Below are 16916 nucleotides of genomic sequence, written 5' to 3' on the forward strand. Positions count from 1 at the left end.
GAGGCTTTCAAATCAGCGAGAAGGCGAGTCCAGCAGTTTTTGCAGGTACTGACCGTAACCGGTTTTCTTCAAGGCATTTGCCTGAGAACCCAGCTGTTCTGCTGTTATCCAGCCATTGTGGTAAGCAATTTCTTCGAGGCACGCTACTTTCAAGCCTTGACGCTGCTCGATGGTGTGAACGAAGTGACTGGCTTCCAGCAGGGAGTCATGGGTACCGGTATCCAGCCACGCGAAGCCACGGCCGAGCATTTCAACATTCAGCGACTTCTTATTGAGGTAGGCGCTGTTCACATCAGTGATTTCCAGCTCGCCTCGCTCGGACGGCTTGATATTCTTGGCGATTTCCACGACATCGTTGTCGTAGAAATACAGACCGGTCACCGCGTAGTTGGATTTCGGCTTCAACGGCTTTTCTTCGATGCTCAAGGCACGGCCTGTCGCGTCGAACTCGACCACGCCAAAACGCTCCGGATCGGAAACGTGATAGCCAAACACAGTGGCGCCACTCTTCTGCTCGTTGGCGGAGCGCAGGTTGTCCGAGAAGTGCTGGCCGTAGAAGATGTTGTCACCCAGGATCAGGCAGCAAGGGTCCTTGCCGATGAACTCTTCACCGATGATGAACGCTTGTGCAAGTCCATCCGGGCTCGGCTGCTCGGCATAAGTCAGCTCGATACCGTAAAGGCTGCCATCACCCAGCAATTTGCGGAAGTTCGGCAGATCTTCCGGCGTGGAGATGATCAGGATCTCGCGCATACCGGCAAGCATCAGTACCGAAAGCGGGTAGAAAATCATCGGTTTGTCGTAAATCGGCAGCATTTGCTTCGACACGCCGAGGGTCAGCGGATGCAGGCGCGTGCCCGAACCGCCGGCGAGGATGATGCCTTTACGATTATTGGTGGTCATTTGTTCAGAACTTCCCTAAGCATTCGAGTTACACCACTTTGCCAATCCGGCAAGTGTAGAGAAAAATTGTCGCGCAGCTTTTGTGTATTCAAGCGCGAGTTCAACGGACGACGTGCGGCAGTTGGATAAGCCGTTGCCTCAATGGGTTCAATTGCCTGTACGGCAAGCGATTCGCCATTGGCCTTGGCAAAATCCAGCACATGACAAGCATAGCCGTACCATGACACTTCCCCAGCGGCCGCCAAATGATACAAACCGGACAGCTCCGGGCGCTTGAGCGCTTGCTGCAGTGCCAGTACGGTTATATCCGCAATCAGATCGGCACCTGTCGGCGCTCCCACCTGATCAACGATGACATTGAGCTTTTCGCGCTCTTTACCCAGACGCAGCATGGTCTTGGCGAAGTTGCCGCCACGAGCGCTGTAAACCCAACTGGTACGAAACAGCAAGTAACGGCAACCGGAGGCCTGGACGGCGCGCTCCCCGGCCAACTTGCTTTCGCCGTAGCGATTCAGCGGCTGCGGTTCGTCGCCTTCCAGCCAGGGCACTTGCCCGTGACCGTCAAACACGTAATCAGTCGAGTAGTGGACCAACCAGGCACCCACGTCACGAGCTTCGTCGGCGAGAACCTGGATAGCTTGCGCATTCACCAGATTAGCCTGATCTGGCTCGGACTCGGCAGTGTCGACGGCATTGTAAGCTGCCGCATTGACGATCACGTCAGGCTGGACCTTGCGGATTGTCTCGCGCAAGGCCGCCAGGTCGGTCAAGTCACCAGACAACCCGTCAACGCCATGCCGACCCAGTGCGATCAATTCGCCAAGCGGCCGGAGGGAGCGTTGCAGCTCCCATCCCACCTGACCATCCTTTCCTAGAAGAAGGATCTTCATGCCTTGTTCGAACGATCCGCGTAGTTCTGATCGATCCACTGCTGGTAGCTGCCGCTCTTCACGTGCTCTACCCATTCGGTGTTGGTCAGATACCACTCGACGGTCTTGCGAATACCCGTTTCGAAGGTTTCTTCAGGAGTCCAGCCCAGCTCACGCTGGATCTTGCTGGCATCGATTGCGTAACGCTGATCATGGCCCGGGCGATCCTGGACATAGGTGATCAGACTGGCATGCGGGCGATGTGCAGAATCCGGACGCAGTTCGTCAAGCAGGGCGCAAAGTGTATGGACCACTTCGATGTTCTGCTTTTCGTTATGACCGCCAATGTTGTAGGTCTCGCCGATAACACCCTCGGTCACGACCTTGTACAGCGCACGAGCATGGTCTTCTACATAAAGCCAGTCGCGAACCTGATTACCTTTGCCGTAAACCGGCAGCGGCTTGCCTTCCAGCGCATTGAGAATGATGAGCGGGATCAGTTTCTCGGGGAAGTGGCAAGGACCGTAGTTGTTCGAGCAATTGGTGACCAGTGTTGGCAAACCATAGGTGCGAGCCCAGGCACGAACCAGGTGATCGGAACTGGCCTTGCTGGCCGAGTATGGCGAGCTTGGCTGGTAAGGCGTAGTTTCGGTGAACAGATCTTCCGGGCCTTCAAGATCACCATACACTTCGTCAGTGGAGATATGGTGGAAGCGGAAGTTGCTCTTGCGGGTATCGTCCAGCGCCGACCAATAGTGGCGCGCGGACTCGAGCAAAGTGTAAGTACCGATGATGTTGGTCTGAATGAACTCGGAAGGGCCCGAGATCGAGCGATCAACATGGGACTCAGCGGCAAGATGCATGATCGCATCCGGCTGGTGCTCACGCAGAACACGATCAACCTGCTCGCGATCACAGATATCAACGCGTTCGAATGCGTAACGCTCGTCTTGACTAACCTCGGCCAGCGACTCCAGATTGCCGGCGTAAGTCAGTTTATCGACGTTAACGACAGAATCGGTGGTGTTGGAGATGATGTGACGGATGACTGCCGAGCCGATAAACCCGGCGCCGCCGGTTACTAGAATTTTCACGCGAAACCATACCCTTGAGCTGCGGACAGCGCCATCAACGAGCACTGTCTAATCCATGAATGCAGAAGCCACCAAACATGAGGCTTCCGTCAAAGTCAGTCTGAATCGACGCGCAATAAAGCATTGTCGAACAAGGGCTGCATTTTACAGCTTAACGAACGATTTACTAATGGATATAAACAGCGAGGGGCGCAATTTCGACAGACGCCCTGCACCTGCCGCTTTCAGGCAAGGCGTTTGCGAGCTGCTCTGGAGGAGCGCCCCAAAAACCAACCGAGTACTGGCCCCATCAACATACCAATCAGTAACGCCAAGACTACGATCAGTGAAATAGGCAACTGCGGCCCGGTCAAACCTAGAAACAATAAAGATACCGATTGCTGATTCTCGAGCACAAACGCGAGAACCACCAGGATCAATAAAAGAATAAAAACGCCAAGAAGTGCGCGCTTGAGGTTACGCATGAGCGCCCCCTTGAAAGATAGCGACTGTCAAACCCCCTCCTCCTCTTCCTCATTCACCCGATCACGCAGCTCTTTGCCCGGCTTGAAATGCGGAACAAATTTACCGTCAAGACTGACGGATTGACCGGTCTTCGGATTGCGACCGACGCGCGGCGCACGGTAGTGCAGGGAGAAACTGCCAAACCCACGGATCTCGATGCGATCTCCGGTGGCCAGACATTGGGACATTTGTTCAAGCATGGTCTTGATGGCCAACTCCACATCCTTGGATGAGAGCAGCCCTTGATGGGTGACAATTCGTTCGATCAACTCCGACTTCGTCATATTTTTCCCTTCTTTTTCAAGCAGCTAGATCAGCGCTTGAAAGGTTTTAGCACGCCCGGAAGATTTTGAACAGCCCAGGGATTGACATATCTTCCGCCGCGTCGAAACGCCCGTTTTCAGGGCATCACAGCAACAAACGGCACACGGCACACCTAACGACATATCACCAGCATGGTGCGTGTCACGTAGCCTGCCGGGTTGAAGCCAAAAGGAAACTCATCTTCATCCTTGGCATCATCCGATCGCGTGATCACTTTGTACCCCGCGCCCTTGCACTCCTTCGCCGCGCGCTTCTGGCATTTCTCCCAGCCAGAGCCCAACCCGGAGCAATCAACCTCTATACCACTGACGCCACGCACCGCATGGGTTTTGGCACTGGTGGTACAGCCCGCCAGAAGCAGTACAGCCATGAGGACAATAAATTTGTTCATCCACTTCCTTATGCCAGGCAACTGCCCGACGACTACACGCTTAAGACCAAGCTTAGTCGTGAATAGGCGATTGATCCGATTAAAGAAACAGACCACCCGGAAGCCAGATTGGTTTCACCAAAACCCTCATGCAAGCCGCGAACACTAAATCGCGGGCACAAAAAAGGGCGACCGAAGTCGCCCTTTTTATTGCCCAATCAGAACTTAGTTCTGTTTGGCCGCCATTGCCTGGCGCAGCAGGCCAGCCATGGTGGTGTCAGCTGCTTCACCTTCCGGAGCCGATTTCAGGCTCTGGATAGCTTCTTTCTCTTCAGCATCATCTTTCGACTTGATGGAGAGTTGGATCACGCGGCTCTTACGATCAACGCTGATGATCTTGGCCTCTACTTCCTGGCCTTCTTTCAGAACGTTGCGCGCGTCTTCAACGCGGTCACGGCTGATTTCGGAGGCTTTCAGAGTCGCTTCGATATCGTCGGCCAGAACGATGATGGCGCCTTTGGCGTCAACTTCTTTCACAGTGCCAGTAACGATTGCGCCTTTGTCGTTAACCGAGACGTACTCGGAGAACGGATCGCTTTCCAGTTGCTTGATACCCAGGGAGATACGCTCGCGCTCTGGGTCAACCGACAGGATAACGGTGTCCAGCTCGTCGCCCTTCTTGAAACGACGAACAGCTTCTTCGCCAACTTCGTTCCAGGAGATGTCGGACAGGTGAACCAGACCGTCGATGCCGCCGTCCAGACCAATGAAGATACCGAAATCGGTGATCGACTTGATGGTGCCGGAGATTTTATCGCCCTTGTTGAACTGGCCAGAGAAATCTTCCCATGGGTTAGATTTGCACTGCTTGATGCCCAGGGAGATACGACGACGCTCTTCGTCGATGTCCAGAACCATAACTTCCACTTCGTCGCCGACTTGTACGACTTTCGAAGGGTGGATGTTCTTGTTGGTCCAGTCCATTTCCGAAACGTGTACCAGACCTTCAACGCCTTCTTCCAGCTCAGCGAAGCAGCCGTAGTCGGTCAGGTTGGTTACACGAGCGGTAACGCGAGTGCTTTCTGGGTAACGGGCTTTGATAGCAACCCATGGATCTTCGCCCAGTTGCTTCAGGCCCAGGGAAACACGGTTGCGTTCGCGATCGTATTTCAGAACCTTGACGTCGATTTCGTCACCAACGTTGACGATCTCGGAAGGATGCTTGATGCGCTTCCAGGCCATGTCGGTGATGTGCAGCAGGCCGTCCACGCCACCCAGATCGACGAATGCGCCGTAATCGGTGAGGTTTTTGACGATACCTTTGACTTGCTGGCCTTCCTGCAGGGATTCCAGCAGAGCTTCACGCTCGGCGGAGTTCTCGGCTTCCAGGACGCTGCGACGGGAAACGACAACGTTGTTGCGCTTCTGGTCCAGCTTGATGACCTTGAATTCCAGCTCTTTGCCTTCCAGGTGCGTGGTGTCGCGCACTGGACGGACGTCAACCAGGGAACCTGGCAGGAACGCACGGATGCCGTTAACGTCGACAGTGAAGCCGCCTTTAACCTTACCGTTGATAACGCCCTTGACCACTTCCTCAGCTGCGAAGGCTGCTTCCAGAACGATCCAGCATTCAGCGCGCTTGGCTTTTTCACGGGACAGCTTGGTTTCACCGAAACCGTCTTCAACCGAGTCCAGCGCAACGTGAACTTCGTCACCGACATTGATAGTCAGATCGCCAGCGTCGTTGTAGAACTGCTCAAGCGGGATGAGTGCTTCAGACTTCAGGCCAGCGTGAACGGTTACCCAGCGAGCCTGGTAATCGATATCAACGATAACACCGGTGATGATGGAGCCTGCCTGAAGGTTCAGGGTTTTTAGGCTTTCTTCAAAGAGTTCCGCAAAGCTTTCGCTCATTTTAATTCCTGTAAATGAGGGCGAAGGATACGCCCATCTCCACACCCCAGACGGTGTGGGTTAGTTTCATATAGAAGAAGCGCCGCAGGACTATGACTGGTCCCCTGTGGCCTTCTTGGTCACCCGGCGATATCGCGAATGGCGATCTCGCTCATGATGCGTTCAAGCACCTGATCGATGGACAACTCCGTGGAATCCAGCTGTATGGCGTCAGCCGCCGGCTTAAGCGGGGCTACCGCTCGCTGGGTGTCACGCTCGTCGCGTGCACGGATCTCATCTAGCAGACTCGACAGACTAACACCCTCGACTTTGCCCTTCAACTGCAAATATCGACGGCGCGCTCTCTCCTCGGCACTGGCGGTCAGGAAAATCTTCAGCGGTGCATCAGGAAAAACCACCGTGCCCATATCGCGACCGTCGGCCACCAGGCCCGGCGCTTCCTGAAAAGCACGCTGGCGCTGCAGCAGCGCCTCGCGTACGGCCGGCAATGCCGCCACTTGCGAAGCGCCGGAACCGATGCTTTCAGTGCGGATGACATCGCTGACTTCATCACCTTCCAGAATGATGCGCTGCAACTGACCTTCGGTCGCCGCGATGAACTGAACATCCAGATGAGCGGCGAGTTTTTTCAGCAACTCTTCATTGGTCAGGTCAACGCCATGATTGTGCGCGGCAAACGCCAGCAAACGGTACAGCGCACCGGAATCCAGCAGGTTCCAGCCCAGACGCTTGGCCAGAATCCCGGCTACGGTACCTTTGCCCGAGCCGCTTGGCCCATCAATGGTGATGACCGGTGCAATGTTCTTCACGACTGAGCCTCTTGTGCCACACGAATACCGACCTGCCCGCACAATGCGAGGAAGTTCGGGAACGACGTCGCGACGTTGGCGCAATCATGGATGCGGATCGGTGCATTAGCGCGCAGCGACGCCACACTGAATGCCATCGCGATACGGTGATCGCCATGACCATGCACCTCGCCGCCGCCAATCTGGCCGCCATCGATGATGATGCCGTCCGGGGTCGGCTCGCACTTGACGCCCAGCGCCAGCAAACCATCCGCCATGACCTGAATGCGATCCGACTCCTTGACTCGAAGCTCCTCAGCGCCGGTCAGCACAGTGCGCCCTTCGGCACAGGCTGCAGCGACGAACAGCACCGGGAATTCGTCAATGGCCAATGGAACCAGCTCTTCGGGAATCTCGATACCTTTGAGTTTAGCTGCTCGCACGCGCAGGTCAGCCACAGGCTCGCCGCCGACTTCACGCTGGTTTTCCAAAGTGATGTCCGCCCCCATTAGGCGCAGGATGTCGATAACGCCGGTACGGGTCGGGTTGATGCCGACGTGCTCGAGAACCAGCTCGGAACCTTCAGCGATCGAAGCTGCAACCAGAAAGAACGCCGACGACGAGATGTCGCCCGGCACTTCAATGTGGGTCGCGGTCAGTTTGCCGCCGGATTCAACCGACGCCGTGGCGCCATCAACGCTTACTGAGTAACCGAAACCACGCAGCATGCGCTCGGTGTGGTCGCGAGTCGGAGCCGGCTCGGTCACGGTGGTCTTGCCTTCAGCATACAGACCCGCTAGCAGCAGGCAGGATTTCACCTGAGCACTGGCCATCGGCATGGTGTAGGTCAGGCCTTTGAGCTTGTGCCCGCCACGAATGGTCATCGGCGGACGACCCTCGGCAGCAGTTTCGATTACGGCGCCCATTTCACGCAGCGGATTGGCCACGCGGTTCATCGGGCGCTTCGAAAGCGAGGCATCACCCGTCAAAACACTGTCGAAGTTCTGCGCCGCCAACAGGCCGGACAGCAGACGCATCGAAGTGCCGGAGTTGCCCAGATAGATCGGGCCCGGCGCAGGTTTCAGGCCGTGCAGGCCGACACCGTGGATGGTCACGCGACCGTGGTGCGGGCCCTCAATGACCACGCCCATGTCGCGGAACGCCTGCAAGGTCGCCAGGGCATCTTCGCCCTCAAGGAAGCCTTCGACTTCGGTGACGCCTTCGGCCAGCGAGCCGAGCATGATCGAACGGTGGGAAATGGATTTGTCACCCGGTACGCGAATCCGACCGGACAGGCGGCCACCAGGTTGAGCCAGGAAGATCAGATCGTTGGAATTCATAGCGTCCACATAGGCCCTGCGGGCCAGGATTTTACTGAAATGCTCGCGGGCAACCCGGGCGCGCGTGAAAACGCCCAACAATTGGTGCCCATCCCCTGCATCGACCGCGTCGCGCAAGGCGTCGAGGTCGCTGCGAAATGTATCGAGTGTGCGCAGGACAGCCTCGCGGTTGGCGAGGAAGATGTCGTGCCACATCACCGGGTCGCTTCCGGCGATTCTTGTGAAATCGCGGAAACCGCCCGCAGCGTAACGGAAGATCTCAAGATTTTCATTGCGCTTGGCCAACGAATCAACCAGGCCGAAGGCCAGCAAATGCGGCAAATGACTGGTCGCAGCCAGCACTTCATCGTGACGTTCGACCTGCATGTGCTCGACGTCAGCGCCCAATTCGCGCCACAGACGATCGACCACAGCCAATGCCGCCGGATCGGTTTGCTCAAGCGGCGTGAGGATCACTTTGTGACGTCGGAACAGCTCGGCATTGGAGGCTTCCACCCCGCTCTGCTCGGAACCGGCAATCGGATGGCCCGGCACGAATCGCGGCGGCATAGCGCCAAACGCTTCGGTGGCTGCGCGCACCACATTGCCTTTGGCGCTGCCGACATCGGTGAGAATCGCCGAACCCAGATCCATGCTTGCCAGACGCGCGAGCACTTTTTCCATGGCCAGAATCGGCACCGCCAACTGGATCACGTCAGCGCCCTGACAGGCTACAGCCAAGTCATCCTCACAACGATCGACCACACCCAGCTCGACCGCCAACTTGCGCGATTGCGGGTCGAGATCGACCCCGACCACTTCGCGACATACACCGCTTTCACGCAAGCCTTTGGCAAACGAACCACCGATCAACCCCAGACCGACCACCACAAGGCGCCCGATCATAGGTGCAGCAGATTGCAGTGCAGTGACATCACCCACGAGCCAGAACCTTGCGCAGGGCTTCGAGGAAGCGGCTGTTTTCCGCCGGCAGACCGATGGTCACCCGCAGGTGATTCGGCATGCCGTAGTTGGCCACCGGACGCACGATCACGCCTTCGCGCAGCAAGCCCTGAAACACCGGGACTGCGACTTGAGCGAGATCGACGCAGATGAAGTTGCCTTTGGATTCGATCCAGCTCAGCCCCAACTCACGGAAACCAGCCTGCAACTGCTGCATGCCCGACTCGTTGAGCTGGCGGCTTTGCGCCAGATATTCCTCATCCTTCAGCGCCGCACAGGCTGCCGCCAGCGCGAGGCTGTTGACGTTGAATGGCTGGCGAACACGGTTCAGCACGTCCGCCACCACCGGGGTGGACAGACCATAGCCGACGCGCAGTGCCGCCAGACCATAAGCCTTGGAGAAGGTGCGCGAAACCAGCAGGTTCGGGTAAGCGGCGAGGAAATCCAGGCCATCCGGCAGATCACTGCCTTCGGCATACTCGATGTACGCCTCGTCCAGCACCACCAGAACGTGCTCCGGAACATCCTGCAGGAACTCGTCCAGCGCTTCTGCGCCGAACCAGGTACCGGTCGGGTTGTTCGGGTTGGCGATAAATACGACGCGGGTATTGGCATCGATGGCCGCGAGCATCGCCGGCAGGTCGTGCCCCCAATCCTTCGCTGGCACCACTTTGGCTTGTGCGCCGACCGCCTGAGTGGCGATCGGATAAACCGCAAACGCGTGCTCACTGAACACCGCATTCAGGCCCGGCGCCAGATAGGCACGCGCGACCAGCTCAAGAATGTCGTTGGAACCGTTACCCAGCGTGACCTGGTTCAGGTCAACGCGGCATTGTTCGGCCAGCAGGGATTTGAGGGCGAAACCATTGCCATCCGGATAACGGGTCAGCTCGGCCAGCTCTTCGCGGATCGCCGCCAAAGCTTTTGGACTGGCGCCCAGCGGGTTTTCATTGCTGGCCAGTTTGACGATTTTCGCCGGATCCAGATCCAGCTCGCGCGCCAGTTCGTCCACAGGCTTGCCCGGAACGTACGGCGAAAGTTGTTGCACGCCCGGCTGTGCCAGAGCGAGGAAGTTGCCACTCATTTGCTACCGCCCCTTAGAGAACTGCTTTCGGGTAGGAACCCAGCACTTTGAGTGCTACTGCTTCCTGACTGATCTTTTCCAGCACACCTTTGATCAACGGATCACGGTGGTGGCCGACGAAGTCGATGAAGAACACGTAGGTCCATTTGCCGCTGCGCGACGGACGGGTTTCGATACGGGTCAGGTCGATCCCGTTGTCATGGAACGGCACCAGCAACTCATGGAGCGCGCCGGGCTTGTTGCTCATCGACACAATGATCGAGGTCTTGTCGTCGCCGGTCGGCGGCACTTCCTGGTTACCGATCATCAGGAAGCGCGTCGAGTTGTCCGGACGGTCTTCGATCTTCTCGGCCAGACGGGTCAGGCCATACAGCCCTGCCGCCATGTCACCAGCAATCGCCGCCGAGTTCCACTCGCCTTTAACCCGCTTGGCCGCTTCCGCATTGCTCGATACCGCAACGCGCTCGACATTCGGGTAATGCGCGTCCAGCCACTTGCGGCACTGAGCCAGCGACTGCGCGTGGGAATAGATACGGCTGATGCTGTCGGTCTTGGTGTTTTCACCAACCAACAGGTGATGGTGAATGCGCAACTCGACTTCGCCGCAAATCACCATGTCGTGTTCGAGGAAGCTGTCCAGCGTGTGGTTGACCGCGCCTTCGGTGGAGTTTTCCACCGGCACCACGCCAAAATTCACCGCACCGGCCGCCACTTCACGGAACACTTCGTCGATCGCCGCCATTGGCTTGCTGATCACCGCATGACCGAAGTGCTTCATCGCCGCTGCCTGGGTGAAAGTGCCTTCAGGGCCGAGGTAAGCCACTTTCAGCGGCTGCTCCAGCGCCAGGCACGACGACATGATTTCGCGGAACAACCGCGCCATCTCTTCGTTGCCCAGCGGCCCCTGATTGCGTTCCATCACGCGCTTGAGCACCTGAGCTTCGCGCTCAGGACGATAGAACACCGGCACTTCGCCTTCGGCCAGCGAGGCCATCTTTACTCGCGCGACTTCCTGGGCGCAACGCGCACGCTCACTGATCAACTCCATGACTTTAGTGTCCAGAGCGTCAATGCGAACGCGCAGTGCCTTGAGTTCTTGCTCGGACATCAGCCGTGTTCCTTCTCGAATTCAGCCATGTACACCACCAGCGCATTAACCGCGGTGATGTCGACAGCGTTATAGATGGAAGCGCGCATGCCACCCACGGAGCGGTGGCCCTTGAGGTTGAGCAAACCGCGCTCTTCGGCACCGACCAGGAACGGCTTGTCCAGACGATCGTCAGCCAGACGGAACGGCACGTTCATCCACGAGCGATCCGACTTGTTGATCGGGTTGCTGTAGAGGCCACTGGCGTCGATGAAGTCGTACAGCGTGCGCTGCTTGACGTCGTTGAGCTTGGCGATCGCTTCAACGCCACCCTGCTCTTTCAGCCACTGGAACACCAGACCGGACAGGTACCAGGCCAGAGTCGGCGGGGTGTTGTACATCGAGCCGTTATCGGCCGCGACTTTATAGTCGAGCATGGTCGGGCACAGCGCGCGCGCCTTGCCCAGCAAGTCTTCGCGGATGATGTTGACGACGATGCCGCTCGGGCCGATGTTTTTCTGCGCGCCAGCGTAGATCATGCCGAAACGCGAGATGTCGACTGGACGCGACAGAATGTCCGAAGACATGTCAGCTACCAGCGGCACGTCGCCGGTTTCCGGGATCCACTGGAATTCCAGACCACCGATGGTTTCATTCGGCGCGTAGTGAACGTAAGCGGCGTCTTTCGACAGCTTCCACTCGTTCTGGCCCGGGATAGCGAAATAGTCGTAAGGCTTGGCGGTGGCGGCAACGTTGACGTGACCGTAGCGCGAGGCTTCTTCAATGGCTTTCTGCGACCAGATACCGGTGTCGATATAGTCGGCCGAGCCGCCTTCAGGCAGCAGATTCAGTGGAATCTGCGCGAATTGCTGGCTGGCGCCACCTTGCAGAAACAGCACTTTATAGTTCGACGGGATATTCAGCAGGTCACGCAGATCCTGCTCGGCCTGGGTGGCAATGGACACGAACTCATCGCTGCGATGGCTCATTTCCATGACCGACAGACCCTTGCCATGCCAATCAAGGAGTTCACCCTGGGCACGTTGCAGGACAGCTTCAGGAAGCGCCGCAGGACCGGCGCAGAAGTTAAAGGCTCGCTTGCTCACATCCAATCTCGCTCTGATTTGGTGGTATCACGCAATAAATCACACTACCGATCAACACGGCCCTGTGGGAGCGAGCCTGCTCGCGAATGCATCACCGCGGTGCGTCAGAGGTACCGCAGCGCCTGCATTCGCGAGCAGGCTCGCTCCCACAGGGGATATCCATGATGTCGAAATTTCATACCGGACAAATAACAAGGGGGCGAATTCTCATCCGCCCCCTCGTTTGTCCGCTTATTCTTGCGGTTCTTCGTCTGCTGCGGCGTCGAGTTGCTGGTCTTCACCGGCATTGTCGTTGACGACAGTGCCTTCGAATTCCTCGCCCTCTTCACCTTCAAGCTCTTCACCTTCGACTTCCGAAGGCTCCTGAACCCGCTCCAGCCCGACCAGGGTTTCATCCTTGGCCAGTTTGATCAGCGTCACACCTTGAGTGTTACGACCCAGGCTCGACACTTCGTCGACACGGGTACGCACCAGAGTGCCCTGATCGGAGATCAGCATGATTTCTTCGCCATCCTGCACCTGAACCGCGCCGACCAGACGGCCATTACGTTCGTTGCTGACCATGGCGATTACGCCCTGACCGCCACGCTTGTATTCAGGGAACTCGGTGATCGCCGTACGCTTGCCGTAGCCGCGCTCGGAAGCCGTCAGGATTTCGCTGCCTTCTTCCGGAATCAGCATGGAGATCAGCTTCTGCCCTTCTGGCAGACGCATGCCACGCACACCGCGGGCGGTACGGCCCATGGCGCGAACTTCGGATTCCTTGAAGCGAGTCACTTTGCCGCCGTCGGAGAACAGCATGATTTCCTGCTCGCCATCGGTAATGGCGGCGGAGATCAGGATGTCGCCTTCGTCCAGTTCCAGCGCGATCAGACCAACGCTGCGCTGACGGCTGAAGGCCACCAGCGGGGTCTTCTTCACGGTACCGTTGGCGGTCGACATGAAGATGAACGGGGCTTTTTTGCGGTCGGCAGCCTTGATGCGAGCACGACGTTCTTCATCGGTCTCGTTGCTGTTTTCGATTTCTTCTACATCAGCCTCGGCGCCCTCGGCTTCTTCTTCATCGGCCTGACGCTTCATGGCTTCGAGATCGACCGGCAGCATGGTGGTGATGTATTCACCTTCGCTCAATGGCAGAAGGTTGACCAGCGGACGACCACGGGCGGCGCGGGACGCTTCCGGAATCTCGTAGGTCTTGAGCCAGTAAACCTTGCCTTTGCTGGAGAACAGCAGCAGCGTGGTGTGGCTGTTGGCAACCAGCAGGTGAGCGATGTAGTCCTCATCCTTGACGCCGGTGGCCGACTTGCCTTTACCGCCACGACGCTGAGCCTGGTACGCAGCCAATGGCTGGGTCTTGGCGTAGCCACCGTGGGAGATGGTCACGACACGCTCTTCTTCCGGGATCATGTCACCCAGGGTCAGGTCGAGACGGGCATCGAGAATTTCGGTGCGACGCACGTCGCCGTATTCGGCGCGGATCACTTCCAGCTCTTCGCGGATCACTTCCATCAGGCGCACAGCGCTGTTGAGGATGCGGATCAGCTCGCCGATCTGGTTGAGGATCTCTTGATACTCGGCCAGCAGTTTTTCGTGTTCCAGACCGGTCAGACGGTGCAGACGCAGTTCCAGAATGGCTTGCGCCTGTTCTGGCGACAGGAAGTACTTGCCTTCGCGCAGACCGTATTGCGGATCGAGGTTTTCCGGACGGCACGAGTCGGCACCGGCACGCTCAACCATCGCGACCACTGCCGAGGATTCCCACGGCGTGCTGATCAGCGCTTCTTTCGCTTCCGAAGGTGTCGGCGAGGCTTTGATCAGGGCGATAACCGGGTCGATGTTCGACAGGGCAACGGCCTGACCTTCGAGGATGTGACCACGCTCACGCGCCTTGCGCAGTTCGAACACGGTACGGCGGGTAACCACTTCGCGACGGTGACGGACGAAGGCTTCCAGCAGATCCTTGAGGTTCAGGATGCGTGGACGGCCATCGATCAGCGCAACGATGTTGATGCCGAAAACCGATTGCAGCTGGGTCTGGGCGTAGAGATTGTTGAGGATGACCTCAGGCACTTCGCCGCGACGCAGTTCGATCACGACGCGCATACCGTCCTTGTCGGACTCGTCGCGCAGTTCGGTGATGCCTTCGAGCTTCTTCTCTTTGACCAGCTCGGCGATCTTCTCGATCAGACGCGCCTTGTTCAGCTGGTACGGCAGCTCGGTGATGACGATCTGCTGACGGCCACCGACCTTGTCGATGTCTTCGATGATCGAACGGGCACGCATGTATATACGCCCGCGACCGGTGCGGTAGGCTTCGATGATGCCGGCGCGACCATTGATGATCGCCGCCGTCGGGAAGTCCGGACCGGGGATGTATTGCATCAGTTCATCGACGGTCAGCTCAGGGTTGTCGATGAGCGCCAGGCAACCGTCGATGACTTCACCGAGGTTGTGCGGCGGAATGTTGGTCGCCATGCCCACGGCGATACCGCTGGAGCCATTGACCAGCAGGTTGGGGATACGGGTCGGCATGACCGCCGGGATCATTTCGGTGCCGTCGTAGTTCGGCACCCAGTCCACGGTTTCCTTGTGCAGGTCAGCCAGCAGCTCGTGCGCCAGTTTGGTCATGCGCACTTCGGTGTATCGCATGGCCGCAGCGTTATCGCCGTCGACCGAACCGAAGTTGCCCTGACCGTCTACCAGCAGGTAGCGCAGGGAGAAAGGCTGAGCCATACGAACGATGGTGTCGTACACCGCAGTGTCACCGTGCGGGTGATACTTACCGATCACGTCGCCGACAACACGGGCAGATTTCTTGTACGGCTTGTTGAAGTCGTTGCCCAGCTCGCTCATCGCGAACAGTACGCGACGGTGCACGGGCTTGAGGCCATCGCGCGCATCCGGCAGTGCACGGCCGACGATCACGCTCATCGCGTAGTCGAGGTAGGACTGTTTCAGCTCGTCTTCGATATTGACCGGGAGGATTTCTTTGGCCAGTTCGCCCATGAGAAGCCTGATTCCTTTTTCTGGTGAAACTTCGTCATATCCATGTGGGAGCAACGAAGCTCGTCGGGGCCGGCCGAGTGCCATGCGCCGACTTACGACAAATCAACATTGGATCGCGGATTTGCGCAGTAAAGACAGCTCCGTGGAGCTGCCTCGGAAAACGCCGGATGTTATCACAAAGGCCGCCACGCACCTATCCCCCTGATGCGCATGGAGCATAGTTAGTTGACCGGTGACAGGCTTAACGGGGACGAGAGAGGCTCAGAGCTTCTTTGAATGCAGAATTGGGGCTTGGTTTGCAGGTGTTTATTGACTTTTAGGGCCTCATCGCTGGCAAGCCAGCTCCCACAGGATCAGTGGCGAACACAAAACCTGTGGGAGCTGGCTTGCCAGCGATGGCGTCCGAACAGACGCCAAAGCCAATCAGTGCAGGCGTTTACGGCACATCAACTGGGCCATTTTCGCGGTGTCCGGACGCTCGACGATGCCTTTTTCGGTGACGATCGCGTCGATGAGATCCGCCGGGGTCACGTCAAACACCGGGTTGAACGCTTCAACGTCCGCGCCGACACGCTTGCCGCCAACTTCCAGCAACTCGGCGCCGTCACGCTCTTCGATGGGGATGTCGTCACCACTGGCCAGATTCATGTCGATGGTCGAACTTGGCGCCACCACCATGAAACGCACGCCATGGTGCATGGCGTTGACCGCCAGTTGGTAGGTGCCGATCTTGTTCGCCACGTCGCCGTTGGCGGTGATGCGGTCAGCACCAACGATCACCCAGGTCACGCCTTTGGTTTTCATGATGTGTGCAGCGGCGGAATCGGCATTCAGCGTGACCGGGATGCCTTCGTTGGCCAGTTCCCACGCAGTCAGGCGTGAACCCTGCAACCATGGGCGGGTTTCGTCGGCGTAAACGCGCTCGACCATGCCTTCAATAAAGGCTGCGCGAATCACCCCCAACGCTGTCCCGAAACCGCCAGTAGCCAGCGCGCCGGTGTTGCAGTGGGTCAGAATGGCCTGAGCATTGCCCTGATGCTTGCGGATCAGATCAACGCCGAGCTGGGCCATGGTCAGGTTGGCTTCACGATCGCTTTCGTGGATGGCGATGGCTTCTGCTTCCAGTGCCGCCAGCGGATCGGCGTTCTTTTTCAAGCGATCGAGGCGATCGTGCATGCGACCGAGGGCCCAGAACAGATTGACCGCGGTCGGACGAGAATCGGCCAGCAAGGCAAAGTCTTCCTCCAGCGCCGCGTACCAGTCACCACCTGCAGCGATCCGCGTCCGGGCTGCGAGAACAATGCCATACGCGGCACTGATGCCGATGGCCGGCGCGCCACGTACCACCATCGAGCGAATCGCCTCAGCCACGCCGGCGGCGCTGGTGTAGGCAATCCAGGTTTCTTCGAACGGCAAAATACGCTGATCCAGCAGGTGGAGCGCGCCATCTCGCCAATCGATGGCCTTTACTTTCTCCGCAGCCAACAGTCGATCGCGCATCCCTCACCCCGCACTCATGAACAAAAGCCGTCGATTATAGCGATCCCCCCGCGAAGACGCTCGGGTATACTTCGCCATCCTTTAC

At 57.9% G+C, this 16916-nt stretch carries 14 protein-coding genes; all 14 read right to left on the minus strand.

Annotated features, from left to right (window positions below):
• Positions 1–12: 12 nt before the first annotated feature.
• Positions 13–903 carry a glucose-1-phosphate thymidylyltransferase RfbA gene (rfbA, locus tag RMV17_RS21130; protein ID WP_034155285.1) on the minus strand — a complete coding sequence of 297 codons (891 nt, stop codon included), beginning with the start codon at positions 901–903 and terminating at the stop codon, positions 13–15.
• Entirely contained in the window at positions 900–1793 is an 894-nt protein-coding gene (gene rfbD / locus RMV17_RS21135; RefSeq protein WP_311882313.1) for a dTDP-4-dehydrorhamnose reductase, read from the minus strand. The genes rfbA and rfbD overlap by 4 nt, the downstream gene beginning before the upstream one ends.
• The gene (gene rfbB / locus RMV17_RS21140) at positions 1790–2866 is read right to left on the minus strand and encodes a dTDP-glucose 4,6-dehydratase (RefSeq protein ID WP_178087392.1); all 1077 of its coding nucleotides are present in this window, start codon (positions 2864–2866) and stop codon (positions 1790–1792) included. Before rfbB ends, rfbD begins: the two co-directional genes overlap by 4 nt.
• A 224-nt stretch (positions 2867–3090) precedes the next feature.
• The gene (locus RMV17_RS21145) at positions 3091–3330 is read right to left on the minus strand and encodes a LapA family protein (protein WP_034155288.1); all 240 of its coding nucleotides are present in this window, start codon (positions 3328–3330) and stop codon (positions 3091–3093) included.
• 27 nt (positions 3331–3357) lie between these two features.
• On the minus strand, positions 3358–3654 hold the full coding sequence (ihfB, locus tag RMV17_RS21150; protein ID WP_003189779.1) for an integration host factor subunit beta: 297 nt from the start codon (positions 3652–3654) through the stop codon (positions 3358–3360).
• A 152-nt stretch (positions 3655–3806) separates the two neighbouring features.
• Complete coding sequence (locus RMV17_RS21155; RefSeq protein ID WP_034155289.1) at positions 3807–4085, minus strand: hypothetical protein; 279 nt, start codon at positions 4083–4085, stop codon at positions 3807–3809.
• Positions 4086–4289: 204 nt separating this feature from the next.
• A complete protein-coding gene (rpsA, locus tag RMV17_RS21160; RefSeq protein WP_122609279.1) occupies positions 4290–5978 on the minus strand; it encodes a 30S ribosomal protein S1 in 1689 nt (562 codons plus the stop codon).
• A 119-nt stretch (positions 5979–6097) separates the two neighbouring features.
• Positions 6098–6787, minus strand: coding sequence for a (d)CMP kinase (gene cmk, locus RMV17_RS21165; RefSeq protein ID WP_034155291.1), 690 nt, complete (start codon positions 6785–6787; stop codon positions 6098–6100).
• Positions 6784–8991, minus strand: a complete 2208-nt coding sequence (locus tag RMV17_RS21170) for a bifunctional prephenate dehydrogenase/3-phosphoshikimate 1-carboxyvinyltransferase (protein WP_034155396.1) — start codon at positions 8989–8991, stop codon at positions 6784–6786. The genes cmk and RMV17_RS21170 overlap by 4 nt, the downstream gene beginning before the upstream one ends.
• 28 nt (positions 8992–9019) lie before the next feature.
• On the minus strand, positions 9020–10132 hold the full coding sequence (gene hisC / locus RMV17_RS21175) for a histidinol-phosphate transaminase (protein WP_311882321.1): 1113 nt from the start codon (positions 10130–10132) through the stop codon (positions 9020–9022).
• A gap of 13 nt (positions 10133–10145) precedes the next feature.
• Positions 10146–11240: a prephenate dehydratase gene (pheA, locus tag RMV17_RS21180; RefSeq protein ID WP_007908404.1), complete on the minus strand. Its 1095-nt coding sequence runs from the start codon at positions 11238–11240 to the stop codon at positions 10146–10148.
• The gene (serC, locus tag RMV17_RS21185) at positions 11240–12325 is read right to left on the minus strand and encodes a 3-phosphoserine/phosphohydroxythreonine transaminase (protein WP_311882323.1); all 1086 of its coding nucleotides are present in this window, start codon (positions 12323–12325) and stop codon (positions 11240–11242) included. Before serC ends, pheA begins: the two co-directional genes overlap by 1 nt.
• A 231-nt stretch (positions 12326–12556) precedes the next feature.
• Positions 12557–15331 carry a DNA gyrase subunit A gene (gyrA, locus tag RMV17_RS21190; RefSeq protein ID WP_311882325.1) on the minus strand — a complete coding sequence of 925 codons (2775 nt, stop codon included), beginning with the start codon at positions 15329–15331 and terminating at the stop codon, positions 12557–12559.
• 423 nt (positions 15332–15754) lie between these two features.
• Complete coding sequence (mtnA, locus tag RMV17_RS21195; protein ID WP_108225828.1) at positions 15755–16831, minus strand: S-methyl-5-thioribose-1-phosphate isomerase; 1077 nt, start codon at positions 16829–16831, stop codon at positions 15755–15757.
• Positions 16832–16916: the final 85 nt, after the last annotated feature.

The organism is Pseudomonas sp. VD-NE ins, assembly GCF_031882575.1.
GTDB lineage: Bacteria > Pseudomonadota > Gammaproteobacteria > Pseudomonadales > Pseudomonadaceae > Aquipseudomonas > Aquipseudomonas fluorescens_BZ.